The organism is Eggerthella sp. BIOML-A1 (assembly GCF_009875595.1).
GTDB classification, from domain to species: domain Bacteria; phylum Actinomycetota; class Coriobacteriia; order Coriobacteriales; family Eggerthellaceae; genus Eggerthella; species Eggerthella lenta.
The window spans coordinates 52,034-77,076 of sequence record NZ_WWRZ01000004.1 but is presented as its reverse complement, the minus strand read 5'-3'; the positions used below and the strand labels follow the sequence as shown (position 1 = coordinate 77,076).

Annotated in this window: 16 protein-coding genes; 13 read left to right on the top strand and 3 right to left on the bottom strand. The window is 66.9% G+C overall.

Going from position 1 to position 25,043, the window contains the following annotated elements:
* Nucleotides 1–21 precede the first annotated feature (21 nt).
* The 4 genes from GT590_RS05585 (at nt 22) to GT590_RS05570 (ending at nt 3,718) form a co-directional block, all read left to right on the top strand.
* Nucleotides 22–696 carry a hypothetical protein gene (locus GT590_RS05585; protein WP_009608556.1) on the top strand — a complete coding sequence of 225 codons (675 nt, stop codon included), beginning with the start codon at nt 22–24 and terminating at the stop codon, nt 694–696.
* Nucleotides 693–1,463, top strand: a complete 771-nt coding sequence (locus GT590_RS05580) for a hypothetical protein (RefSeq protein WP_009304397.1) — start codon at nt 693–695, stop codon at nt 1,461–1,463. The genes GT590_RS05585 and GT590_RS05580 overlap by 4 nt, the downstream gene beginning before the upstream one ends.
* Before the next feature lie 31 nt (nt 1,464–1,494).
* A complete protein-coding gene (locus GT590_RS05575) occupies nt 1,495–2,367 on the top strand; it encodes an ABC transporter ATP-binding protein (protein ID WP_009304396.1) in 873 nt (290 codons plus the stop codon).
* A 148-nt stretch (nt 2,368–2,515) separates the two neighbouring features.
* Nucleotides 2,516–3,718, top strand: coding sequence for an NADP-dependent isocitrate dehydrogenase (locus tag GT590_RS05570; protein WP_009304395.1), 1,203 nt, complete (start codon nt 2,516–2,518; stop codon nt 3,716–3,718).
* 378 nt (nt 3,719–4,096) lie between these two features.
* On the opposite strand, the gene GT590_RS05565 is transcribed toward GT590_RS05570, so the two are convergent.
* The gene (locus GT590_RS05565) at nt 4,097–5,056 is read right to left on the bottom strand and encodes a hypothetical protein (RefSeq protein ID WP_009304394.1); all 960 of its coding nucleotides are present in this window, start codon (nt 5,054–5,056) and stop codon (nt 4,097–4,099) included.
* A gap of 804 nt (nt 5,057–5,860) precedes the next feature.
* Here GT590_RS05565 and GT590_RS05560 point away from each other — a divergent pair.
* From GT590_RS05560 to GT590_RS05535, 6 genes are all read left to right on the top strand, one after another.
* Complete coding sequence (locus tag GT590_RS05560; RefSeq protein ID WP_009608559.1) at nt 5,861–8,506, top strand: YhgE/Pip domain-containing protein; 2,646 nt, start codon at nt 5,861–5,863, stop codon at nt 8,504–8,506.
* Nucleotides 8,499–10,685 carry a YhgE/Pip domain-containing protein gene (locus GT590_RS05555; protein WP_114551457.1) on the top strand — a complete coding sequence of 729 codons (2,187 nt, stop codon included), beginning with the start codon at nt 8,499–8,501 and terminating at the stop codon, nt 10,683–10,685. Before GT590_RS05560 ends, GT590_RS05555 begins: the two co-directional genes overlap by 8 nt.
* A gap of 94 nt (nt 10,686–10,779) precedes the next feature.
* Nucleotides 10,780–12,573, top strand: a complete 1,794-nt coding sequence (locus GT590_RS05550; protein ID WP_161170949.1) for an ABC transporter ATP-binding protein — start codon at nt 10,780–10,782, stop codon at nt 12,571–12,573.
* Nucleotides 12,574–12,742: 169 nt separating this feature from the next.
* Nucleotides 12,743–14,050, top strand: coding sequence for an FAD-dependent oxidoreductase (locus GT590_RS05545; protein ID WP_035578263.1), 1,308 nt, complete (start codon nt 12,743–12,745; stop codon nt 14,048–14,050).
* An 87-nt stretch (nt 14,051–14,137) separates the two neighbouring features.
* Nucleotides 14,138–15,469, top strand: a complete 1,332-nt coding sequence (locus tag GT590_RS05540; RefSeq protein ID WP_114519757.1) for a DNA repair protein — start codon at nt 14,138–14,140, stop codon at nt 15,467–15,469.
* The gene (locus GT590_RS05535) at nt 15,462–15,785 is read left to right on the top strand and encodes a YolD-like family protein (RefSeq protein WP_114519756.1); all 324 of its coding nucleotides are present in this window, start codon (nt 15,462–15,464) and stop codon (nt 15,783–15,785) included. The genes GT590_RS05540 and GT590_RS05535 overlap by 8 nt, the downstream gene beginning before the upstream one ends.
* 76 nt (nt 15,786–15,861) lie before the next feature.
* Here the strand turns inward: GT590_RS05535 and GT590_RS05530 are convergent, their stop codons facing one another.
* On the bottom strand, nt 15,862–18,393 hold the full coding sequence (locus tag GT590_RS05530) for an excinuclease ABC subunit UvrA (RefSeq protein ID WP_114519755.1): 2,532 nt from the start codon (nt 18,391–18,393) through the stop codon (nt 15,862–15,864).
* A 280-nt stretch (nt 18,394–18,673) separates the two neighbouring features.
* On the opposite strand from GT590_RS05530, the gene GT590_RS05525 reads away from it, so the two are divergent.
* Nucleotides 18,674–20,278, top strand: a complete 1,605-nt coding sequence (locus GT590_RS05525; RefSeq protein ID WP_271802317.1) for an aminotransferase class I/II-fold pyridoxal phosphate-dependent enzyme — start codon at nt 18,674–18,676, stop codon at nt 20,276–20,278.
* 10 nt (nt 20,279–20,288) lie between these two features.
* Here GT590_RS05525 and GT590_RS05520 read toward each other — a convergent pair whose 3' ends face one another.
* Entirely contained in the window at nt 20,289–22,442 is a 2,154-nt protein-coding gene (locus GT590_RS05520; RefSeq protein WP_114519753.1) for a Tex family protein, read from the bottom strand.
* A gap of 81 nt (nt 22,443–22,523) precedes the next feature.
* On the opposite strand from GT590_RS05520, the gene GT590_RS05515 reads away from it, so the two are divergent.
* Entirely contained in the window at nt 22,524–22,865 is a 342-nt protein-coding gene (locus tag GT590_RS05515) for an arsenate reductase family protein (protein ID WP_009304384.1), read from the top strand.
* A gap of 152 nt (nt 22,866–23,017) precedes the next feature.
* Nucleotides 23,018–24,970 carry a fructose-bisphosphatase class III gene (locus GT590_RS05510; protein WP_009304383.1) on the top strand — a complete coding sequence of 651 codons (1,953 nt, stop codon included), beginning with the start codon at nt 23,018–23,020 and terminating at the stop codon, nt 24,968–24,970.
* Nucleotides 24,971–25,043 lie beyond the last annotated feature (73 nt).

Here is a 25,043-nt window from a genome sequence, read left to right as displayed (position 1 = left end):
ACGTATTCTAGGAGGTTTCGCATGGGTGCTTCGGATAGGGCCGCTCGCGGCGGCTCGGCATCAGGCGCATGGTGGGCGCTGTTGGACGCGCAGGCGCGGCGCGTCAGGGTCGTGGGGATCGCGGTGCCGCTCGCGACGGCGGTGCTGATCGCGATCGCGGGTTCGTGCTGGGCGCTGGCGGCGGGACCGGCGTCGGCCGCGCTCGCCATGCTGGGGATCATGCCGCTCTACGCCGCCGCCGCGGGCATGTGCGCCGCGGCCGTGTTCACGGGCGACACGCTCGTGGAGCTGCATGCGTCGACGCCGATGGAGTTCCGCACGGTGCAGACCATGCGCGCGGCCGTGCTGCTGGTCGCGGCGGCTGTCGGAGGCTTCGCGCTGTTCGCGTCGTTGCATCTCGCAGGTGCGATCTACGGCGACGCCGGCTGGGTCGGCGCGCTTTCGCCGGCGGGCGGGGCAGCTCTCATGGTGTTGGTCGCGTATGCGGCGGCGCTTTCCGGGTCGACGCGTGCGACGACGCTCGTCGTGATGCTCGTCTGGCTGTTCTTCGCGTTGATATGGGATCCGAACACGGCGTCGATGCCGGCGCTGCAGCGCGGGTTGCCGTTGCTCGTGCTGCTCGCCGTCGGCGCGTGCGCATGGCATGCCCTGGGCTCGCCCGAGCGCGTGTGGAGGAAGCTGGGAGGTGCGCGATGAGGTTCTTGTCGTTGTCGGTGATCCATGCGCGCATGGCTGCCCGGCAGCGTGCGATATGGGTTGCGTCGCTGCTGCTGGCGCTGCTGTCGATGGGGGTCACGGTGAATACCGGGCTTCCTTTCGAGACGGGAGACGTCGCCGACCTCGTGTTCTTGGCGCAGATGCTGGCCATGCTGCCGCCCGTCGCCTACGCTGCCGCTTTCACCGACCTTGCCGCCGAGCCCGAGCGGCTGGGCATCTCGGAAGTCGAGGCCTCCGCCCCCGTAAGGCCGATGGAGCTGACGGTCGCACGCGTTGCGGGCGCTCTGGCCGTGATGACATCGCCTTCGGCCGCCTTGTTGCTGTTCTGTGCGGCCGGGCAGATGCTGCACGGCAACGTTTGGGCTCCGTTGCAGGCGATAGTCCTGTTCGCCGGGGTGGTGCTTCCCGCTGCCTTTGTTGCTGCGGCGCTGTCGGCGCTGGCGGGCTCGTTACTGCCGAGGATCGTCGCGCGCATCGTCTCCGTCGCCGCATGGCTGGGTACGCTGTTCGCATGTTCGTTCAAGGGCGTTCCGGCTTCCGGCGGCGGCGTGCAGTTCCATATCGCGAGCGACCCGCTCGCGCAGGCGTTCTTCGGATCCCAGCCGTTCCTCGACTATCAGGGGCCGGCTCCCGCCGCTGCGCCTTTCGAAGCGCTGGCCCTGCTCGTGTTCAAGTTCGCCGTTGCGGCGGCGCTTCTGGCCGCGGCCGCGGCCGTCGCCCGCAGGCGCTCGTACCGCCGTCACTGACGAGCCTCCGCTCCGCATAGAAAGGACTCCCATGTTCATCTCCCTCGACCGCCTGGGCAAGGACTTCGACAAGAGGCCCTGCGCCCTCGACGACCTCACGCTCGACCTGCCCTCGGGCATGATCGGGCTCATCGGCCCCAACGGCGCCGGCAAGACCACGCTCATGCGCATCCTGTGTGGCATCGTGAGCCCCACCCGCGGGCACGTGCTGGTTGACGGCCGCGATATCGCCGAGCCGCGCAACCGCCGCGCGCTCAAGAAGACCCTCGGATACCTGCCGCAGGACATCGAGCCCTATCCGAACCTCACGCCGCCGGAGTTCCTCGACTACGTGGGCATCCTCAAGGGTATGGACGACAAGCGCGAGCGCCGCCGCCAGGCCGACGAGCTTATCGAGCGCGTGGGGCTGGCAGATGTTCGCCGCCGGCGCATCGGCGGTTTCTCGGGCGGCATGCGGCGGCGCGTGGGCATCGCGCAGGCGCTCATGGGCGACCCGCGCCTGCTCGTGGTGGACGAGCCCACGGCCGGGCTCGACCCCGAGGAGCGCATGCGATTCCGCACGCTCATCGCCACGCTGGGAGCCGACCGCACGGTGATCCTGTCCACCCATATCCTCGACGACGTGGCGCAGACCTGCCCTTACGTGTGCGTTCTGCGATCGGGCCGACTGCGCTACGACGGCGCAACGGCGGGCCTCATCGACGGCGCGCACGGACGCACGTGGCTCACGCCGCCGCTCATGGCGCCGCCGACGGGCGCGGTCGTGGTGAACGCAGCCACCACGGCGCAGGGCACACGCTACCGCATCGTGAGCGCCGCGCCGCCCGCGGGGTCGCAGCCCGTCGAGCCCACCCTCGAAGACGGCTACATGGCGCTGGCCTCCGACGATCGGGCGAGGGCCTGATGTAGTGCTGCTGCGGCGAAGAGGCCTCCTTTTTGGCGTTGCGCTGGAAATCGCTTTCCCGCGCGTCGTGCGCCCGCTTCGACGGGTATCATGTGCGGGTACGGGAAAACGGGGGAGAGACGGCCCTTTGGACACGGAAAGGTTGACTATGGCGAAAATAGCGATGACCACGCCGCTCGTGGAGATGGACGGCGACGAGATGACGCGCATCATCTGGCAGATGATCAAGGACGAGCTGCTGCTTCCGCATATCGATCTGAAGACCGAGTACTACGACCTGGGCCTGGAGCATCGCAACGCCACCGACGACCAGGTGACCGTCGATTCCGCCGAGGCGACCAAGCGCCTGGGCGTGGCCGTGAAGTGCGCCACCATCACGCCGAACGCCGCGCGCATGGACGAGTACGACCTCAAGAGCATGTGGAAGAGCCCTAACGGCACCATCCGCGCCATGCTGGACGGCACCGTGTTCCGCACGCCCATCACCGTCGCGGGCATCGAGCCGTGCGTGCGCAACTGGGTCAAGCCCATCACCATCGCGCGTCACGCCTACGGCGACGTGTACAAGAACGCGGAGCTGCGCGTTCCCGGTCCCGGCACGGTGGAGCTCGTGTACACCGCCGCAGACGGCTCCGAGACGCGCGAGCTGGTGCAGAAGTTCGACGGCCCCGGCATCGCCCAGGGCATGCACAACCTCGACGCGTCCATCGAGAGCTTCGCCCGCAGCTGCTTCGAGTACGCCCTCGACATCAAGCAGGACATCTGGTTCGCCACGAAGGACACCATCTCGAAAAAGTACGATCACCGCTTCAAGGACATCTTCCAGGATATCTACGACGCCGAGTACGCCGCGCGCTTCGAGGAAGCCGGGATCGAGTACTTCTACACGCTCATCGACGATGCCGTGGCGCGCGTGATGAAGGCCGACGGCGGCTTCATCTGGGCCTGCAAGAACTACGACGGCGACGTGATGAGCGACATGGTGTCGAGCGCCTTCGGCTCGCTTGCCATGATGACGTCGGTGCTGGTGAGCCCTCAGGGCTACTACGAGTACGAGGCCGCGCACGGCACCGTGCAGCGCCACTACTACAAGCACCTCAAGGGCGAGGAGACCTCCACGAACTCGGTGGCCACCATCTTCGCGTGGTCGGGTGCGCTGCGCAAGCGCGGCGAGCTGGACGGCTTGGACGACCTCGTGGCGTTCGCCGACAAGCTGGAGCGCGCCACGCTCGACACCATCGAGGCCGGCGAGATGACGGGCGACCTCGCGCTCATCACCACGCTGCCGAACCCGAAGAAGCTGAGCACCCGCGACTTCATCCTGGCCATCGCGAAACGCTTGGAGGCGTAGGGCGGAAAAGGACGCTTGCGTATCGCACAAGGTCTCTTCCTGCGGCCCCGACGACACGTCGGGGCCGCTTCCGTTTTCGGACGCGACGCCGGTGCAAGGGGGTTCGCCGTGCACGGCGCAGCCGGCGCGCATGTGGGCAGGGTGCATACCCCCGACGGCTCGACAGCGCAAGCTCGATGCCCGATTCTGGTAGGAATCGACGGGATTCCGTGGCGAGAGAGTGCCGGCTGGCTGTCCTGTTCAAGCATGAAACGGTTGACCTGGGAAAACGCGAGCGCGCTCCCATCATTGGGTCTCTGTGCCGGGTTAGGCGCTCCTTCAACGACGGAATCCCGTCGATTCCTGTCGAAACGTTGCGATCCTGCCGCTCGCCTCGCTTCAGCGAAGAAGCTCTGAGCGGAGGGCGAGCTGCCTGTTCGGGTAATCGGGGCAGTTCGGGCGTATTCTCGTCCCTAGGTGCTTCGCAAGAATGCGTGCGAATCGATTGTATTCTTTATAGTTCGTCACATGCCGCCAGGTTGCGGTTACCACCGTGAGGCCGAGGGATTCCAGCGCGTTTCTCCGCGAGGCGTCGTTGGCGATGCGTTCGGCGCCGGTGTGGCACAGAGTGCTGTCATATTCGACGGCCACACCCTGATCGCGCCAAAGGAGATCGCATCGGAACGAGGAGCGATCGGTGGCCCAGCGGTTGCTTGAGCTGATAGGGATGACGGCGTTCATCTCGGGGTTTTCGATGCCGCTTCCTCCACGATGGCAGGGGAGCGTGATCAGCTCGGCCAGCGTCGATTCTCGCGGGGAGGCCGACATGCCCAAGATGTAGGGAAGCGCTGATCGCGCCCGTTTCGCGCCTTTCATGCGTTCGGCCTTGTTCAGATACGAGGCCAATTTAGCCGGCGTAGTGAGAGGCTTTCGGTCTCTGACCCCGTACGGCTTGCTCTCGTCCGGGGCGAAGGTTCCGCATAGCTCGTATCCGAGGTGAACCGTGCGGGGAAAGCTCAACAAGGACGCCATATGGACGAAAGTCAGTTCGGGGCTTGTCGTAAGAAGCGGTTCGTCGCTGCCGGGAATCACGATCTGACGCAGCGATCCGTCGGGCAGGTCTTTTGCTTGGTGGACGACGAGAATGTCCGACGCTTTCCTCTGGCTTCCGTGCGCGAGCAGGTGCACGGGGAAAGACGAAGCGCCGCTCTGTGCAAGCGGATGGGATTGTACCGCCAACGCGTGCGGCGCGCGATCGGGAAGGATCCGGGCTCGGCATGCCATACGCGCCGAGCCCTCGTCGCTGAGGGCGGAGCGCCAGAAATCGAGAGCCGATATGTAAGCGAGCACGATGCGCATGGCGCGAGTGTAACACGGAGTTATACCAGATGATACAACTATTTTCGGGCGTGGCAACCGCGTTGGAACGGCACAAGATCCGCATGCGATCCGTGCTGGATCGAGGAGCGACGCGCGTGGAATCGGCATTGGGTCGAGAGGTGACGCGCGTGGAAACGGCGTTGGATTCGCATGAAAAACTGGTATCGTTTGCGGGTGCCGAGGAGCCGACGGCCAGGCGCGCGATGGATCATGTCGAAATTGGCAGGAATCGACAGGATTCCGTCGCTGGAGAAGCGCCTGTCCCAATGTGGAGATGACGCGATGAGAGCGTGTCGATGTTTTCCCAGGTCAACGGTTTTCAAGCAAACAAGATTAAACGGCCGAGGCCCCACGCGACGGAATCACGTCGATTCCTGCCAGAATCGGACGTCGGGCTTGCGCAGCCAAGTCATCGAAGCGCGCAAGCCTGCGGGCCATGGGGCGTGATGCCTGTGGCTGCGGGTCATGGAGCCAGAGCCCGCTCGGTCATGGGTCGTTGGTCGTACCGCGCACTTGCGAGCCCCATGATTCCAGCGTATCGCGGCTCTAGACGCACCTGTGGGGTTGCCATGCCGGTTGCGCCGCAGACGGGAGGCTCGCCGGTTGCCTGCTCGACATCGCACGCCTTGGCGTTCTTTGTCGAACGCGTCCTCGGCCGCACGTGGCGCGGCGTGCGATTGACGGAAGGGGTTGGATCGTCAATCGGGGCTGACGGAGCGTCAACGGAGGAGGTATTATTGTCCGGGTTGTTTTGGACGGGCGATGAGAGGGGTTCGGCAGACGATGGGTAACGTTCTGCGCGTATTCAAGCGCGATGTGCTGCGCCTGCTCAAGGCGCCCTGCGCGCTGGTGGTGGTAATCGCGCTGCTCGTGCTGCCTTCAGTGTATACCTGGTACAACGTGGTCGGCTTCTGGAACCCCTACGACAACACGGGCAACTTGCGCGTGTGCGTGGTGAACGAGGACGCGGGCGCTTCCAGCGAGCTGACCGGCGAGCTGCACGTGGGCGATATGATCGTGGAGGAGCTGCGCGAAAACGAGCAGCTCGACTGGGCGTTCGTCGACCGCGCCACCGCCATGGACGAGCTCGATGCGGGCGCGAGCTACGCTGCGTTCGTCATACCCGAAGACTTCACCGAGCGGCTGCTGTCGCTGACCACCGGCGACTTCGTGCAGCCCGAGCTGGCCTACTACGTGAACGAGAAGACGGGACCCGTGGCGCCGAAGATCACCGACACGGGCGCGAGCACCCTTGACGAGACGATCAACTCCACCTTCGTCTCTACGGTGAGCGATGTGGCCGTGGGCGCGGTCGACCGAGCGTTGGCGGAGTCGAACGACGCGCTGGACGCATCGAAGGCGAGGGCGGCGGTCAAAGTGGCGGGCGCGGTGCAGGCGATATCCGAGGCGCGCGCCACGCTTGACGGGATCGTCGCGGCCACCGACGAAGCTCAGGCCAAGGCAGCCGGCTCCAAAGATTCGCTCGGACGAGCGCGCGAGGACATCGCCGCGGCAGGCGACGCCCTCGCGGCCATCGCGAACCTGACCTCCCAGCTGCAGGGCGAGGCCGCGGAGATTTCCTCGGCGGCGATGCCCGCCGTGAACAAGACGATCCGCACGGTGTCGGAAGCGTCCTCGAAAGCGAACGGCGCCGTCGGCAGCATGACCGCGGCGGCGGGCGAGGCGCAGGCGGGCATCGGCGCGACCATCGCGCAGGGCCGCGCCGCCGCCGAGGAGAGCAAGGCGCTGGCCGCCCAGGTGCGCCAGGCGGCTCAGGCGCTGCCCGACGGCGACGCGGCCAAAGAGCCGCTCGTCGCGGTCGCCGATGCGCTCGACCAGCGTGCGGCCGACGCGCAGGCGACGCTCGACGCTCTCGACGCGGCGAACACGCAAGCGGGCGATCTCGCGCGCGCGGTGTCCCAAGCGGGAACGTCCTTCGACGGATCGGTGCAGGGCGCGGCCGATGCCGCGGGGGCGTACGCGGACGGCCTGTTCGGCGATACGGTTCCCACCGTCAACCGAAGCCTCGCGCAGATGAGCGCGGTTTCGTCTTCGCTCGCGGCCGCCGTGTCGAACCAACGTCTGCTGATCGACCAGACCGAGTTGGCGATCGGCCAGTTGACCTCCACGCTCGTCGCCGCGCGCGAGGCGCTCGGCCAGACCGGCGGCATCCTTGCCGATTTGGAGGAAAGCCTGTCCACCGTGCAGACCGACGTGCTGTCGCTCGGCGAATCGGGAGCGCTCGCGAAGGCGTTCGGCAAGGACGGCCTCGACGCGGCCAAAATCGCCGACTTCATGGGCTCGCCCACCGAACTGGTCACCGAGCAGCTGTACGAGCTGAACGCGTACGGTTCGGCCATGGCCCCGCTGTTCATGAACCTCACGTTCTGGATCGGCGCGTTCATGCTGCTGGTCATCATGAAGCAGGAAGTGGACGGCGAAGGCGTGCGCAAGCTCACCGTCACGCAGCGCTACCTGGGGCGCTTCCTGCTGCTGGCCGCGATGGCGGTGCTGCAGGCGGCGATCTGCTGCGCCGGCGTGCTGGCCATCGGGGTGCAGGCGGCGAACGCTCCCGCGCTCTTCTTCGCCGCCATCGTGGCCTCCCTTTCCTATCTCAGCATCATCTACGCGCTGTCGGTTACCCTGCAGCATATCGGCAAGGGCATCTGCATCGTGCTGGTGTTCGCGCAGATCCCCGGCGCGACGGGACTGTATCCCATCGAGATGACCTCGAGCTTCTTCCAGGCCGTCTACCCGTTCTTCCCCTTCACTTACGGCATCTCCGCCATGCGCGAGGCCATCTTCGGCTTCTACGGATCGCAGTACGCCGACGCCCTGGGCATGCTCGCGCTGTTCTTCGCGCTGTTCATGGCGTTCGGCATCCTCGTGCGGCCGCTCATGGCGAACGTCAACCGCATGGTGGCCTGCCAGGTGCGCGAGAGCGGCATCTTCAACGGGGAGGACGTGGAGATCCCCGCGCGCCCCTATCGCGTGTCGCAGCTGTTCAGAGCGTTGTCTGACAAAGAGGAGTATCGTGAGGAGCTGCGGGCGCGCATGGAGCGCTTCGAGCGATGGTACCCGCGTCTCATCCGCGGTGCGCTGGCCTTGGGGCTTTCGGTGCCCGTGGTGCTTGCGGTGGTGTTCGCGCTCACGCCGGCCGAGAAGGTGCAGCTGCTCACGGCGTGGCTGGTTTGGCTCGTCGTGGTGTTCGTGTTCCTCGTGGTGGTGGAGAGCCTGCGCGCGGGGCTCGAGCGCCAGATGAGGCTCGAAGGCATGAGCGACGAGGGGCTGTTGGAGCTGGGCGGCGCGCGCGACCGCATGGTGCGCTCGTCCGACGACGAGGCGTCCGGCGTTCCGGCGCCCGCCGCGGCCTGCGCCTCCGACGCGCATGAAGCGCAGGATGCGGAAGGGGGCGTCGTCCGTGGGTAACGTGATCCGCATCGTGCGCAGCGACTTCAAGCGGCTGTTCGCGAACGCGATGAGCGTGATCATCGTGATCGGGCTCGTGGTGATGCCGTCGATCTTCGCGTGGTACAACGTCATCGCGTGTTGGAACGTGTTCGACAACACGGGCAACCTGACGGTGGCGGTAGCGAACGTCGACGACGGCTACGAGAGCGACCTCGTGCCTTTGCGCGTGAACATCGGCGAGCGGGTGGTGTCGGCTCTGCGAGCAAACGACCAGATCGACTGGACGTTCACCACCGAGGAGGACGCGGTGGACGGCGCGCGGTCGGGACGCTACTACGCGGCCGTGGTCATCCCCGCGGGGTTCAGCAAGGATATGCTGACGTTCTACTCCGAGGACGTGCAGCACGCCCGTATCGTCTACTACGCCAATGAGAAGAAGAGCGCTATCGCGCCGAAGATCACCGACCAAGGTGCCGATTCGGTATCGTACCAGGTGAACGAGGTGTTCGCCCAGACGTTGTCAGAAGTGGCGCTGGGCATCGCCGAGTCGATGTCCGCCTACGCCGACGAGGCGGACGTGGGCGGGCGCATTGCGGGCGTGTCGGGGAAAGTGCGCGACATGGGAGCGCAAGCCGATAGGATGGCGTCGGTGCTGGAGCTGTACTCGTCGCTGGCCGGGGCGGCGCAGACGCTCGCGAGCGATTCGGGCGAGCTGGTGGCCGCGGCGCAACGCGGGGTCGACGACGTCGGCGCAGCGGCGGAGCAGGGCTCGACGTCGGCCTCCGATCTGACGGCGGCCGTGAAGGGGTCGGTCGACGACCTCGCGGACGCGCTCGGGGGCGCTGCCGCGCGCTTCGACGAGGTGTCCGTCTCCGCAGGAGCGCTGTTCGACGCCGCCTCGACCGGCGCCGGGCAGGGCGCGGACGCGCTGCGCGGCCAGGCCGAAGCCGTGGACGCGCAGATCGCGCGGTACCGCAGCGCCGTCGAGCAGCTCGAGGGGCTGCGCGGCTCGCTGCCTTCCGACGCCCAGCAGGCGCTTGACGCCGTCATCGCGCGCATGGGCGCGGTCGTCTCGCTCATGGAGGGCATGCGCGACAACCTGGACGCTGCGGCAGACAGGCTGGAGGCAGGGAACGCCGACGTGCAATCGCAACGTGCGGAGGTCGAGCGGCTGGCGGCCGAGGCGCGGCAGGCATCCGACGACCTCGCGGCCTCCTTCGACGACGGGTTGAAGCCGGGCTTGCAGCAGCTCGCGGACAGCGCGGGCGTCCTCGCGGCCAACATGGGCGACGGCCTGGACGGCCTGCGCTCGTCGGGCGCCGACCTGTCCGCGTCGGCGGGCTCGGCCGCCGACGTGCTGGGCGACGCGCGCGCACGGGTGGACGAGGCGGCGCAGAAGCTGCGCGGAACGGCGCGCGAGCTGGAAACGCTTGCCAACGGTGTGGACGAGGCGCTGGTCGCAGGCGACGCGGACGCGCTGCGCGCGGTGCTGGGAGCCGACGCGCAGCTCTTGTCGAAGGCGCTCGCGGCGCCGGTGGGCATCGAGCGCGAAGCCGTGTTCCCGGCTGAGAACTTCGGCTCGGCCATGGCTCCGCTGTACACGACGCTCGCCCTGTTCATCGGGTCGCTTCTGATCCTCGTGGTGGTGAAACCGACGGTTTCCGACCGCACCCGCGAGCAGCTGTCCGACCCGCAGCCCCGCCAGCTGTTCATGGGGCGCTTCGGCGTGCTGGCGTTCTTGTCGCTCGCGCAGACCACGGTGATGGGTCTGGGGAACCTGCTGTTCTTGCAGGTGCAGGTGGCCGAGCCGACGCTGTTCATGCTGTGCTTCTGGATAGCTGGGCTCGTGTTCACGTTCCTGATATACGCGCTGGTGGCGGCGTTCGCGAACCTCGGCAAGGCCGTTGCGGTGCTGCTGCTGATCATCCAGGTGACGGGGTGCGGCGGGTCGTTCCCGCTGCAGCTGCTGCCGCCGTTCGTGCAGGCCCTGAGCCCCTGGCTTCCCGCCACGCACGTGGTGAACGCCATGCGGGCGGCCATGTTCGGCACCTACGGCGCCGACTTCTGGACGGAGATCGGGCTGCTCCTGCTGTTCCTGATCCCCGCAGCGCTCGTCGGCCTCGTTCTGCGGGGCCCGCTCTCGAAGTTCATGACGTGGTACGTCGAGCAGGTGGAGTCGTCCAAGCTCGTGGGATAGGGCCTGCGGCTTCCTTGTCAAGCCCCGGCGGTGCGCCCCCGGGGCTTGCCTTCTTGTGGCATAATCATGCCGAGAAAAGAGAAGGGAATCCCGCATGGCACGAACCGGTGCTCCGTCGACGACGCGTCGCACGCTCCATTACTTCTGGCTGGTCACCCGAAAGCACCTCGGGCTGTTCGCCGCGCTCATGACCGCGACGTTTCTGTTCGTGGCGCTGCTTTCGTACGGCAACCCCTACGTCATGAGCCTCGTGGTGGACCGCGTGAGCGCGGGCTCGGTGGCGCCCGACGAGGTGTTCGCGGTGTTCGGCCCTTACATCGCCGCGCTCATCCTCATCAACGTGGCCGGCCAGGCGGCCAGCAAGGTGCAGGACTACACGATGTACCGGCTGGAGATCGCCGCGTCCTACGACTTGGCCACCATGTCGTTCGACGCGCTGTCGAACCAGTCGATGTCGTTCCACTCAAACCGCTTCGGCGGCACGCTGGTCAGCCAGACGACGAAGTTCATGAGCGCCTACCAGCTGCTGCTGGAAACCATCACGTTCCCGTTTCTGCCGGTCATCTGCTCGGTGGTGTTCACCTGCGCCATCCTCGCGCCGCGGGTGCCGGTGTACGTGGCCATCCTCATGGTGCTGCTGGCGGTGTACGCGGGCGTGTCGTACTACATGTACAAGCGCATCCTGCACCTCAACGAGCAGGCGGCCAGCGCGCAGAACCAGCTGTCGGGCGAGCTGTCCGACTCGGTGGCGAACATCCTGGCGGTGAAGACCTACGGGCGCGAGGACTACGAGCGGGGGCTGTTCGACCAGGCGAACCGCGAGGTGGTGGCGCGCGACTCGAAGCGCATGTGGGCTTCGCTGACGCGCGGCATCGTGACGGCGTGCATCACCATCGCCATCATGAGCGTGGTGGCCGTGTTCATCGCGGGCGGCAACGCGTGGTACGGCATCACGCCCGGCACGCTCGTGGTGATGTTCACCTACACCTACACGGTGACGAACCAGTTCAACTTCATCAACAACGGGCTGCAGCGCTTCAACCGCGCGTTCGGCGATGCGAGCGGCATGACCGTCATCCTCGACGAGCCGCGCCTCGTGGACGACAAGCCCGGCGCGCCGGAGCTCGAGGTGCGCGAGGGCGCCATCGACTTCGAGGGCATTGACTTCTGGTACACCGACGGCGACGCGTGCACGCACGTGTTCGACGACTTCGAGCTGCATATCCCCGCAGGCCAGCGCGTGGGCCTCGTGGGCACGAGCGGAGCGGGGAAGACCACGCTCACGAAGCTCCTGCTGCGCTTGTCCGATATCCAGGAGGGGCGCATCCTCATCGACGGCCAGAACATCGCCGAGGCGACGCAGCAGTCGCTGCGCCGCCAGATCGCCTACGTGCCGCAGGAGGCGCTGCTGTTCCATCGCAGCATCGCCGAGAACATCGCCTACGGGCGGTCCGACGCCACGATGGAGCAGATCCGCGAAGCGGCGCGCCAGGCGAACGCGCTGGAGTTCATCGAGCGGCTGCCGCAGGGCTTCGATACCGTCACGGGCGAGCGCGGCGTGAAGCTGTCGGGCGGGCAGCGCCAGCGCATCGCCATCGCGCGGGCGCTTCTGGCCGACTGCCCGGTGCTCGTGCTGGACGAGGCCACGAGCGCGCTCGACTCCGAAAGCGAGCAGCTGGTGCAAGACGCGCTGGCCACGCTCATGCGCGGCCGCACGTCCATCGTGGTGGCGCACCGTTTGTCCACCGTGGCCAGCCTCGACCGCATTGTGGTGCTCGACGGCGGCAAGGTGGCTGAGGACGGCCCGCACGCCCAGCTCATCGAGCAGGGCGGGGAGTACGCGAACCTCTGGAGCCGCCAGACGGGGGCGTATTTGGAAGAGGAGTGACGCTCCGCGAAGGGGGCGTCCTTGCGCGGGCCGCCGCGCGCCGTGCGCTTCGCGCGGTCAACCCTTCGTCAATGAGCGTCCTACGCTTCGCGCACCAGCGGCTTCCCGGCAGCTTCGACGCGCTATCGTGTGCGACCGTGAAAACGGAACCGAAGCGAAAGGGCTGGCCATGACCTCTTTATGGGAAGCGACTGCCGTGCGTCCGCGCGAGGGCGCTCGGATGCTCGAAGGCGACGTGCGCGCCGACGTGCTGGTCATAGGCGGCGGCATGGCGGGCGTTTTGAGCGCCTACCTGCTGACGCAGGCAGGATGCCGATGCGTGCTTGCCGAGAAAGACCGGGCGGGTGGGAGCGTTACGGCGAACACGACGGCGAAGGTGACCGCGCAGCACGGCCTTGTGTACGACAAGCTCGTCAAGCAGGAAGGGCCCGACCGGGCGCGCCAGTACTTCGAGGCGAACCAGGCGGCGGTCGAGGGGCTGCGGCAGCTCGCCGCCTCCGTTCCCTGCGATTTCGAGGAGCGAACGGCGTACGTGTACGCCGAGCAGTCCGCCGCCGCCCTCGAACGCGAGCGGAACGCCTACGAGCGGTTGGGCATCCCGCATCACGAGCTGGCGAGCGCTCCCGTGCCGCTGCCGAACAAGGGTGCTCTCGGCATGGAGCGGCAGGCGCAGTTCAACCCGCTCAAGCTGCTCTACGGGCTGCTCCCCTCCATCGACGTGTACGAGCACGCCTTCGTGACCGGCGTCGAGGGCAACACGGCGCGCACGGATCGCGGGTCGATCACCGCCGACTACATCGTCTACGCGACGCATTATCCGCTGGTCAACGTCCCGGGACTCTACTTCATGAAGGAGCACCAGATGCGCTCGTACGTGATCGCGCTGGAAGGGGCGCCGTTGACGGACGGCATGCTCATCAGCGACGGCGGCGGCTTCTCCTTCCGCACGTACCGGGACTTCCTGCTGGTGGGAGGCGGCGGGCACCGCACCGGAGAGGGGCCGAAGCCGAGCGAGGGCTACGCCGAGGTCCGCTCGTTCACGGATGCGGCGTACCCTGAGGCGCAGGAGCGCTACGCGTGGGCCACGCAGGATTGCATGAGCCTGGACCACCGGCCCTACATCGGCGTGCATCGTCGCAGCCGTCCGAACCACTACGTGGCGACCGGGTTCAGCAAATGGGGCATGACCGGCTCGTACGTCGCCGCGCGCACCATAACCGACCTCATCGTGAAAGGGAGGAGCTCGGTGCAGGGCCTCTTCTCGCCGCAGCGCTCCATGCTGCATGCCAGCTTGTTCTCGAACCTGGGCACCTCGACGGCGAACCTGGTGAAGCCGGGCCGCCGATGCTCGCACTTGGGCTGCTGCCTCGCGCACAACGACGTGGAGGACTCATGGGACTGTCCCTGCCACGGCTCGCGCTTCGCCGCCGACGGCACGGTGCTGGAAGGGCCGGCAACGAAGCCGATCTCGGTGTGAAAGCGGCAGCGGCTCCTCCGATCCCGCGACGAACGTGCTATACTAAACGAACAAGTGTGCTGGTTAGGTGAGGAAGGGGTCGGCGCGATGGAGCGCACGTACGTGTGCATAGATTTGAAGAGCTTCTACGCCAGCGTCGAATGCGTCGACCGCGGGCTGGACCCGTTGACGGCGAACCTCGTCGTGGCCGATCCCGACCGCACGGAGAAGACCATCTGCCTGGCCATCACGCCATCCATGAAGGCGCTCGGCCTGTCCAGCCGTTGCCGCGTGTTCGAGATCCCCGAGAGCGTGGACTACGTCATGGCGAAGCCGCGCATGCAGCGCTACATGGAGGCGTCGGCCGACATCTACTCCATCTACCTGCGCTTCGTGTCGCCCGAGGACGTCCATCCCTATTCCATCGACGAATGCTTCATCGATGCGACGCCGTACCTGTCGCTGTACCGGACGAGCGCCCGGGAGTTCGCCGTCATGCTCATGGAGGCGGTGCTGGCCGAGACGGGCGTGCGCGCTACGGCAGGGGTCGGGCCGAACCTGTTCTTGGCGAAGGTGGCGCTCGATATCACAGCGAAGCACGCCGAGGACTGCATCGGCTTTCTCGACCAGGCCGAGTTCGAGCGCACTATCCAGACCCACCGGCCCATCACCGATATCTGGAACATCGGCCCGGGCGTCGCGAGGCGCCTGGCGAAGTACGCGGTGTACGACCTGCGCGGCGTATGCGAGATGAGCGAGGCCACGCTGTACCGCGAGTTCGGCGTGAACGCCGAGTACCTGATCGACCACGCCCACGGCGTCGAGCCGTGCACCATCGCCGACATCCACGCCTACGAGCCGAGCGGCCATTCCCTGGGCAACGGCCAGGTGCTGCCGTGCGACTACTCGTTCGAGGAAGCGCGCGACGTGCTCAAGGAGATGGTGGACCAGCTGGTGCTCGACCTCGTGGAGAAGCGCCTCGTCGCCGGATCGATATCGCTGTACGTGGGGTACGCGAAGGGTCCGGGCGAGCGTGCGGGCGAATCGGACGGCGCGTTCTTCGACGGCGGCCACGGCAGGCGCCCCGCAAGCGGCCGCCGCGGTTTCTCCCACACCGGCTCCACGCGCAGGCAGGCGGATCGCACGAACCTCTACTCGAAGCTCATGCCGCGGTTCCTCGACCTGTTCGACGAGACCACGCGCAGAGACGCGCCCATCCGCCGCATCAACGTGGGCGTCGGCGGGGTGCTCCCCGAGGAGTTCGCCACGATGGACCTGTTCTCGGACGCGGAAGCGGAGGCTGAGGAGCATCGCCTGCAGCAGGCCGTGCTGGCCGTGAAGGGGCGCTTCGGGAAGAACGCGCTTCTGCGTGGCACCAGCCTGAAGGAGAAGGCCACGGCGCGCGAGCGCAACGAGCAGATCGGAGGGCACCATGCCTGAGCGCCGACCCCGCGCCGATCGGGCGCAGCAGTTCATGCCCTTCGCCGCGCTCAAAGGCTACTACGACCTCATCCGCGAGCGCGAGCGCGTGGTCGAGCCGAAGCGCGAGCTGACCGACGAGCAGGCGCTCGAGCTCTCGCGGAAGCTCTCCCAGCTGAAACGGCGTGAGATGGCGTGCATCGTCCACTACGACGGCGAGGCGTACGTCACCGTGCGCGGCCTGGTCAGCGACATCGATCTCGCGGCCCGCACCGTCACCGTCGTCCGCACCCGCATCCCCTTCGACGACATCGCGGACATCCGGACGGACGCGTGACGCATCGTCGCCCGAAAAACACGCTCGAAGGCCGTTTTGCGTGTTTTTCGGGCGACGATGCACGTGCGACGAGGCGTCAAAGGTACCTTCCGGTGATGCTCTCGGGGTTTTCGGCCACTTGCTCGGGGGTGCCGACGGCCACGATGCGGCCGCCGGAGGCGCCGCCGCCGGGGCCGAGGTCCACCACGTAGTCGGCGTTGGCGATGACGTCCAAGTCGTGCTCGATCACGACGACCGTCGCGCCCTGCTCCACCAAGTGCTCGAACACGCCCAGCAGGGTGCGCACGTCGAGCGGGTGCAGGCCGATGGTGGGCTCGTCGAACACGAACACGGCGTCGTCCTGCGCCCGGCCCATCTCGCTGGCCAGTTTCAGGCGCTGCGCCTCGCCGCCCGACAGCGCCGGCGTGGCCTCGCCCAGCGTGAGGTAGCCCAACCCCAGCTCGTGCAGCGTGTCCAGACGGGCGCGCGCCTTCTTCAAGCCGGACGCGGGCGTGCGCGCCTCGTCCACGGTCATGGCCATGAGCTGGGGCAGCGTGCAGCCGGGATCCTCGCAGCCCTCGGCGGGGCGGTGGATGCGCGAGGCCTCCGGAGCGTAGCGCGAGCCTCCGCACACGGGGCAGGTGATGTCCACGTCGGGCAGGAACTGCACGTCCAGGCTGATGGAGCCCGTGCCGTCGCATTCGGGGCAGCGCAGCTTCCCCGTGTTGTAGGAGAAGTCGCCCGCTTTCAGCCCGGCAGCCTTGGCGTCGGGCGTGCGCGCGAAGGCGCGGCGCAGCTCGTCGTGCACCCCGGCGTAGGTGGCCACGGTGGAGCGCACGTTCGAGCCGATGGGCGTGGCGTCGATGAGGTTCGCCCGCTCGATGCCCGCGGCTTCGATGCGCTTGACGTGGGCGGGAAGCTTCGCGCCGCTCGCGTTCGCGACGAGCGCGGGGATGAGGCTTTCCAGCACGAGCGTCGTCTTGCCCGAGCCGGACACGCCGGTGACGGCGGTCAGGCGACCGCGCGGGATAGCCACCTCGAGCGGCTTCACGGTGTGCAGCGCCCCGGTTGCCAGCTCGATGCTTCCGTGCGCGAACACGTCGGCGGCGGGGACGCGCTCGCGCACGCGCACGATCTCCTCGCCGGAGAGGAAGCCGCCGATCAACGAGGCGGGGTTCGCCTCCACCTCGGCAAGCGTCCCCTGCGCGACGATCCGCCCGCCGTCAGCGCCCGCGCCCGGCCCCATCTCCACGAGCCAGTCGGCGGCGGCCAGGATGCGCGTGTCGTGGTCCACCATGGCCACCGAGTTGCCGTCGGCGAGCAGATCGCGCATCACCTCCACGAGCCCGTCGATGTTGGAGGGATGCAGGCCGATGGACGGCTCGTCCAGCACGTACAGCACGCCGGTGGTTCGGTTGCGCACGGCGCGGGCCAGCTGCACGCGCTGGCGCTCTCCGGTGGACAGCGTGGAGCCCGCGCGATCGAGCGCGAGATAACCCAGCCCCAAATCGACGAGGCGGCGCGCCGTGTGCTGGAACGACTCGACGATGTTGTGCGCCATCGGGCGCATCTCGGGCGCGAGGCCTTCGGGCACGGCGTCCGTCCAGGCGACCAGCTCGTCGAGGGTCTTCGCTGACGCCTCGGCCAGGTCGATGCCCGCAACCTGCGGGAGGCGCGCCTCTGCGGAGAGACGCGTGCCGTGGCAGACGGGGCAGACGCCCTGCTTGAGGAAGCGGGCCACGCGCCCCAGGCCCTTCTCGTCTTTCACCTTCGCCAGTGCGTTCTCCACGGTGTAGACGGCGTTGTAATAGGTGAAGTCCAGCTCGGCGAAGGTGTCGGTCTTTTTCGCCTTGTACAGGATGTGCTTCTTCTCGGCGGGGCCGGAAAACACGATGTCGCGCTCGGCGGGCGTCAGCTGGTTGAAGGGCACGTCGGTGCGCACGCCCATCTCGCGCGCGACCTGCTTCATGAGGTCCCACATGAGCGTGCTCCAGGGCGCGACGGCGCCTTCGTCGATGGTGAGCCCCTCGTCGGGCACGAGCGAGTCCAGGTCCACGGTGCGCACGATGCCCGTGCCGTCGCACTCGGGGCAGGCGCCGCCGCTGTTGAATGCCAGGTCCTCCGCACCGGGGCCGAAGAACTCCACGCCGCAGACGGGGCACGCGATAGGGCGCTCGGCGGCGACGTTCAGCGTGGGCGGCACGCGGTGGCCGTTCGGGCACACGTGGCTGCCGGCGCGCGAGAACAGCAGGCGCAGGCTGTTCAGCAGCTCGGTGGACGTGCCGAAGGTGCTGCGCACGCCAGGCACGCTGGGCCGCTGGTGCAGGGCGAGCGCGGCGGGCACGTGCAGCACCTCGTCCACGGAGGCGCGGCCCGCCTGCGTCAGGCGGCGGCGCGTGTAGGTGGAGAGCGCTTCCAGATAGCGCCGCGACCCCTCGGCGTACAGCACGCCCAGGGCGAGCGACGACTTGCCCGACCCCGACACGCCCGCGATGCCGACGAGCCGGTTCAGCGGGATGCTGGCGTCGATGTCCTTCAGGTTGTGCACGCGCGCTCCGCGCACCTCGATGCGGTCGGGGCCGTGCAGGTCGCGGCCTGCGTCGGCCGCCGTCGCGCTCTGTTGATCCATGGTGCGCCTCTTGGGGTTCGTCGGGTGTCGTCGCCGTTTTCGGCTCTGCGTTTCGTCGAAGCGTATGGTAGCACGAGCGCGGTCGGCTCGCGTGCCGCGGATGCGGAGGAGCGCCTCGGTTGGCGACGGTTCGCAGCCGGTTCATTACGTCGCCGTTGACCATCGGCCCTCGGAAACATGCCGGAAAAATGAACTTTCGGTTCAAGTATGGTAAAGAGTTCAAGAACCTGCTTTAATGAGTTCAATTTATCCGGAGCGAAATTGAACTTACGGAGCGATGATGACCGATAAGCAGGAAACGTTCGCCGAGCGTCTGGCCCGCGCGATGGCCGCCAAGGGCTACAAGCAGGCCGATCTCATCCGCATCGCGGGAGATCGCGGCATGAAGCTTGGAAAAAGCCAGGTCAGCCAATATGCGAACGGCAAGACCGTGCCCCGCAGGCCCGTGGGGGAGGTGCTGGCCGACATGCTGGGCGTGCCCGCCGCATGGCTGATGGAGGGCGCGGGGGAAATCGAACCTGAAGCAGCGTCCCGCAGCGCCGCGGACGGCACGAGCGGGCCGGCAAGCTCATCGCAGGGCGCAGGGGGAGCGGCCCCCGCAGCCGGGGCGCACGCGGACGCCTCCGCGACGCCGATCATCGACCGTACCGAACCGAGGAGCGATACCATGCGCGAGATCAAGAAGTCGACCAAGCTGGACAACGTACTGTACGACGTGCGCGGCCCGGTGGTGGAGGAAGCCGAGCGCATGGAGGAGGCCGGCGCGCGCATCCTGAAGCTCAACATCGGCAATCCGGCGCCGTTCGACTTCCGCGCGCCTGAGGAGATGGTGTTCGACATGAGCCGCCAGCTGGCCGAATGCGAGGGCTACTCGTCGGCGAAGGGCCTGTTCTCGGCGCGCAAGGCCATCATGCAGTACGCGCAGCTCAAGCACATCCAGGGCGTGGACATCGATGACGTGTACACCGGCAACGGCGTGAGCGAGCTCATCAATCTCAGCATGCTGGCGCTGCTGGACAACGGCGACGAGGTGCTGGTTCCTTCGCCCGACTACCCGCTGTGGACGGCGTGCGTCACGCTTGCCGGCGGCACGCCGGTGCATTACGTGTGCGACGAGCAGGCGGAATGGTATCCCGATATGGACGACATCCGCAAGAAGATCACGAGCCGCACGAAGGCCCTCGTCATCATCAACCCGAACAACCCCACCGGCTCGCTCTACCCGCGCGAGGTGCTGCAGGAGCTCGTCGACATCGCGCGCGAGCACGACCTCATCATCTTCTCGGACGAGATCTACGACCGCATCGTCATGGACGGTTTGGAGCATATCTCCATCGCCTCGATGGCGCCCGACGTGTTCTGCGTCACGTTCAGCGGCCTGTCGAAGTCGCACATGGTGGCGGGGTACCGCATCGGCTGGATGGTGCTTTCGGGAGACAAGGCGCGGGCGCGCGACTACATCCTGGGCGTCAACATGCTGTGCAACATGCGCATGTGCTCGAACGTTCCCGCGCAGTCCATCGTGCAGACGGCTCTCGGCGGCCACCAGAGCGTGCAGAGCTACATCGTGCCGGGCGGACGCGTGTACGAGCAGCGCGAGTACGTGTACAACGCGCTCAACGACATCCCCGGCGTGACCGCGGTGAAGCCCAAGGCGGGCTTCTACATCTTCCCGAAGCTCGACGTGAAGAAGTTCAACATCACGGACGACGAGAAGTTCGCGCTCGACCTGCTGCACGAGAAGCGCCTGCTCGTGGTGCACGGCGGCGGCTTCAACTGGAAGAAGCCCGACCACTTCCGCGTGGTGTACCTGCCGCGCATCGAGGTGCTGGGCGACGCCATGCGCGACCTGGGCGACTTCTTGAGCCGCTACCGGCAAGCGTGAGGGCGCGCGCCTACGCCTTGCCTTTCACCATGGACAGCGAGATCTTGCCGCGATCCTTGTCGATGCCCGTCACCCACACCGTGACCGTGTCGCCCACCGCCGCCACCTCGCTCGGGTGCTTGACGAAGCGGTCGGCCATCTTGGAGACGTGCACGAGGCCGTCCTGCTTCACGCCGACGTCCACGAACGCGCCGAAGTCGACGACGTTGCGCACCGTGCCGGTAAGCTCCATCCCCACGGTCAGGTCGTCGAAGTCGCGCACGCCCTCGCTGAACACGACCTCCGGCGCGTCGTCGCGGGGGTCGCGGCCCGGCTTTTCCAGCTCGGAGACGATGTCGCGCAGCGTGGGTGCGCCAACGCCCAGCTCGGCCGCCAGCGCGTCCACGTCGCCGAGGCGGCTCGCGATGTCGGGGACGCCGCCGTCGGCGAGCGCTTCGGGCTTCACCTTCGCGCGCTTGAGCAGCTCGTTTGCGACGGCGTAGCTTTCGGGGTGCACGCTCGTGGCGTCCAACGGGTTCTTGCCGTCCGAGATGCGCAGAAAGCCCGCGCAGTTCTGGAAGGCCTTCGCGCCCAGCTTCGGCACCTTCTTCAGCTGACCCCGGTCGGTGAACGCGCCGTGCTCCTCGCGGTAGGCGACGATGTTCTTGGCCACTGCGGCGCTGATACCCGACACGTAGCCCAGCAGGCTCGCGCTGGCGGTGTTGAGGTTCACGCCCACGCGGTTCACCACGTTCTCCACCACGCCCGTCAGCGCGCGGTCGAGCGCCGCCTGGTTGAGGTCGTGCTGGTATTGGCCCACGCCGATGGCCTGGGGCGGGATCTTCACGAGCTCGGCCAGCGGGTCCTGGAGGCGGCGTCCCAGGCTCATGGCGCCGCGCGTGGTGACGTCGAGGTCGGGGTACTCCTCGCTTGCCAGCTTGGAGGCCGAGTACACCGAGGCGCCGGCCTCGTTCACGATGGTGTAGCGCACGGGCGCCTTCGACCGGGCGATGTAGTCGGCCACCACCTCCTCGGTTTCGCGGCTGCCCGTCCCGTTGCCGATGACGATGACGTTGATGCGGTGCTTCTCGACGTAGGCGGCCAGCTGGGCCTGCGTTTCCTTTACCTGGGAGCGCGGCGGGGTGGGGTAGACCGTGGTGTGGTCGAGCAGCTTGCCGTACTCGTCCAGCACGGCCACCTTGCAGCCCGTGCGGTAGCCGGGGTCGAGCGCGATGATGCGCGCCCCGCGCACGGGACGCTGCTGCAGGAGGCTCTCGGTGTTCTTGGCGAACACGCGGATGGCATCGGTCTCGGCGCGCTCGGTGAGCTCGGCGCGCAGGTCGCGCTCCACCGACGGCGCGATCAGGCGCTTGTAGCCGTCCGCGATTGCGGCTTTCAAAAGGGCTGCGAAGGGGCCGTCGCCGCGCAGGATGCGGCGCTCCAGCAGGCCCGTGGCCGCATCGGCGTCGGTGCGCACCTTCACTTTGAGCTTCTTCTCCTTCTCGCCGCGGTTGACGGCGAGGATGCGGTGGTTGGGGATGCGCGACAGAGGTTCGGAGAAGTCGTAGTACGCCTCGTAGACGGTCTTCTCGGACGCGTCGACGGCTTCGACGGACAGGGCCCCGCTTCGCTTGGTGGCCGCGCGCAGGCAGGCGACGTGCTCGGCGTCGTCGGCGACGACCTCGGCCACGATGTCCTGCGCGCCTTGCAGCGCATCCTCAGGCGTGGGGTATCCCGCCTCCGGGTTCACGAGGCCGGCGGCCACGGCCAGCGGATCCTTGGCGCTGCGGCCTTGCGCGAGGATGAGCAGCGCGAGCGGCTCGAGCCCGGCGTCGCGCGCCTTCGAGGCGCGGGTGGCGCGCTTCTTCCGGTAAGGCTTGTACAGGTCCTCGACGCGCTGCATGACCGTGGCCTCGTCGATCTTCGCGCGCAGGTCGGCCGTGAGCTTGCCCTGCTCCTCGATGGCGCGCAGTACCTCGTCCTTGCGAGCCTCGAGGTTGCGCAGGTAGGTCAGGCGCTCGTCCAGATCGCGCAGCGTCGCATCGTCGATGCCGCCAGTGGCCTCCTTGCGGTAGCGAGCGATGAACGGGATGGTGTTCCCCTGGTCTACGAGGTCGATGACGGCCGCGACCTGCGCGGCGGTCAGGTTCAGCTCCTGGGCGATGGTGGTTTGGATGGATGGCATGGGTGAACATCTCGCTTTTGGCTTCGGGTGGTGATAACGTGTTCAGTCATTATAGACGAGCGGACGGAAAGCGGGAGCGCGATGAATATCCAGGTGTTCGGAACGAAGAAGAGCTTCGACACGAAGAAGGCGCAGCGTTACTTCAAAGAGCGGCGCGTGAAGTTCCAGTTCATCGACCTGAAGGAGAAGGGGATGAGCAAAGGCGAGCTGGAATCGGTCGCCCGAGCGGTCGGCGGCATCGACGCGCTGGTCGATCCGAAGGCGAAGGATGCCGACACGGTGTCGCTGCTCGCGTACCTGTCGCCCGATCAGAAGTTCGACAAGCTGCTGGAGAACCAGCACGTGCTGGCCGAGCCCGTGGTGCGCAACGGCAAGCAGGCCACGGTCGGCTACGCTCCCGACGTGTGGAAGACGTGGGAGTGATCGGCCATGCGTCTTCGCGCATCCGGATGTCGCCGAGCGAACGCTTTGCCGACGGGGCGCGCCGATCGGTTTCTTCGCGGCATTCGAGCCCGCTCGGACGGGATAGTATAGAATGAGCGCCATGCTGTAGAATTCGACGAGGAGGTTGTATCGTGGACGCGACCGATATGCGGTATCTGGAACTTCTATCCCGGCTGTTTCCCTCTGCGGACAAGGCTTCGGCGGAGATCATCAACCTCAGCGCCATTTTGAATCTGCCGAAAGGGACCGAGTTCTTCGCCTCCGACATCCACGGCGAGTACGAGGCGTTCTCCCACACCCTGAGGAACGGCTCGGGTTCCATCCGGCTCAAGATCGACGACGTGTTCGGCGATTCGCTGAGCGAGAACGAGAAGCGTTCGCTGGCCACGCTCATCTACTATCCGCGCGAGAAGATGGAGCTCGTGCTGTCGCAGGTGGACGATGCCGAAGCGTGGTACGCCGTCACGCTGCAGCGCCTCGTCGCCGTGTGCAAGCGCGCCGCGCAGAAGTACACGCGCTCGCGCGTCCGCAAGGCGCTGCCGAAGGATTTCGCCTACATCATCGAGGAGCTGATGACGGAGAACCGCCACGGCGTTGACAAGCAGGCCTACTACGCCGCCATCGTCGACGCCGTCATCCGCACCGATCGCGGCGGCGCGCTCGTCGAGGCGCTGTGCCTGCTCATCCAGCGTTTGGCCATCGAGCGCCTGCACATCGTCGGCGACATCTACGATCGCGGGCCGTATCCGCACATCATCATGGACGCGCTCATGGAGCACCACTCCCTCGACATCCAGTGGGGCAACCACGACATCGTGTGGATGGGCGCCTCGCTCGGCCAGCGCGGCTGCATCGCGCACGTCGTGCGCAACTGCGCGCGCTACGGCAACCTGTCCATCCTGGAGGATGCCTACGGCATCAACGTCCTGCCCTTGGCCTCGTTCGCGCTCGAAGCGTACAAGGACGATCCGTGCGTCGCCTTCGGCCTCAAAGGCAATCCGGATCTCCCGCCGCAGGAGCTGGAGATGAACGTCAAGATCCAGAAGGCCATGGCCATCATCCAGTTCAAGGTGGAAGCGCAGCTCATCGACGAGAACCCCGGCTTCGGCCTGGAGGGTCGCAAGCTGCTCGACAAGATCGACTACGAGCGCGGCACGGTGATGCTGGACGGCATCGAATACGAGCTGACCGACACGGTGTTCCCCACGGTGGATCCGGCCGACCCTTATCGGCTGACGCCCGAGGAGGAGGACGTCATGCAGCGCCTCGAGCAGGCGTTCACGGGCTGCGAGAAGCTGCAGCGCCATATGCGCTTCTTCCTGGACGCGGGCAGCCTGTACAAGATATGCAACGGCAACCTGTTGTTCCACGCGTGCGTGCCGCTGAACGCCGACGGCTCCCTCATGGAGACGGAGGTGTTCGGCGAGACGTACAAGGGCCGTGCGCTGTACGACGTCATGGAGCGCTACGTGCGCGCGGCGTTCGACGACGCCAATCCTGAGCTCGCCAAGCGCGGGCGCGACCTTCTGTGGTATATGTGGCTGGGCGAGGGATCGCCCCTGTTCGCCAAGAGCAAGATGGCCACGTTCGAGCTGTACCTGATCGCCGAGAAGGAGGCGCGCAAGGAGGTCAAGAACTCGTTCTATTCCTATCTCGACGACGAGCGCGTGATGGGCGGCATCTTCGAGGACTTCGGCATGGATCCCGAGACGTCGCGCATCGTGTGCGGGCACGTGCCGGTGAAGGTGAAGGACGGCGAGGATCCGGTGAAGTGCGGCGGCCGCGTGCTCACCATCGACGGCGGCTTCTCGAAAGCCTACCAGCCCACCACCGGCATCGCCGGCTACACGCTGATCTCGAACTCCTACGGCTTCGTGCTGGCGGCTCACGAGCCGCTCGAGTCGATGCGCGCCGCCGTGGTGAACGAGCTGGACATCCATTCGTCGCGCAAGGTGGTGGAGCTGGTCGACAAGCGCACGCTGGTGGCCGACACCGACAACGGCTCGGTGCTCAAGCAGCAGATAGCCGACTTGGAAGAGCTGCTGGAAGCCTATCGGTGCGGCATCTTGGCGGAAAAGGAGTAGGAAAGCTCGTCTCTCAGGGTTCGGGAACGTAACGACGCTGCTACGGCTCAAGGTTTCGAGAAGACAGGTTGGC

Excerpts from the sequence above, each read along its gene's own strand:
- GT590_RS05570 (WP_009304395.1), top strand. The coding sequence starts at position 2,516 with ATGGCGAAAATAGCGATGACCACGCCGCTCGTGGAGATGGACGGCGAC.
- GT590_RS05520 (WP_114519753.1), bottom strand. The coding sequence starts at position 22,442 with ATGCCATCCATCCAAACCACCATCGCCCAGGAGCTGAACCTGACCGCC.
- GT590_RS05560 (WP_009608559.1), top strand. The coding sequence starts at position 5,861 with ATGGGTAACGTTCTGCGCGTATTCAAGCGCGATGTGCTGCGCCTGCTC.
- GT590_RS05530 (WP_114519755.1), bottom strand. The coding sequence starts at position 18,393 with ATGGATCAACAGAGCGCGACGGCGGCCGACGCAGGCCGCGACCTGCAC.
- GT590_RS05585 (WP_009608556.1), top strand. The coding sequence starts at position 22 with ATGGGTGCTTCGGATAGGGCCGCTCGCGGCGGCTCGGCATCAGGCGCA.
- GT590_RS05545 (WP_035578263.1), top strand. The coding sequence starts at position 12,743 with ATGACCTCTTTATGGGAAGCGACTGCCGTGCGTCCGCGCGAGGGCGCT.
- GT590_RS05565 (WP_009304394.1), bottom strand. The coding sequence starts at position 5,056 with ATGCGCATCGTGCTCGCTTACATATCGGCTCTCGATTTCTGGCGCTCC.
- GT590_RS05535 (WP_114519756.1), top strand. The coding sequence starts at position 15,462 with ATGCCTGAGCGCCGACCCCGCGCCGATCGGGCGCAGCAGTTCATGCCC.
- GT590_RS05515 (WP_009304384.1), top strand. The coding sequence starts at position 22,524 with ATGAATATCCAGGTGTTCGGAACGAAGAAGAGCTTCGACACGAAGAAG.
- GT590_RS05580 (WP_009304397.1), top strand. The coding sequence starts at position 693 with ATGAGGTTCTTGTCGTTGTCGGTGATCCATGCGCGCATGGCTGCCCGG.
- GT590_RS05550 (WP_161170949.1), top strand. The coding sequence starts at position 10,780 with ATGGCACGAACCGGTGCTCCGTCGACGACGCGTCGCACGCTCCATTAC.
- GT590_RS05575 (WP_009304396.1), top strand. The coding sequence starts at position 1,495 with ATGTTCATCTCCCTCGACCGCCTGGGCAAGGACTTCGACAAGAGGCCC.
- GT590_RS05540 (WP_114519757.1), top strand. The coding sequence starts at position 14,138 with ATGGAGCGCACGTACGTGTGCATAGATTTGAAGAGCTTCTACGCCAGC.
- GT590_RS05525 (WP_271802317.1), top strand. The coding sequence starts at position 18,674 with ATGACCGATAAGCAGGAAACGTTCGCCGAGCGTCTGGCCCGCGCGATG.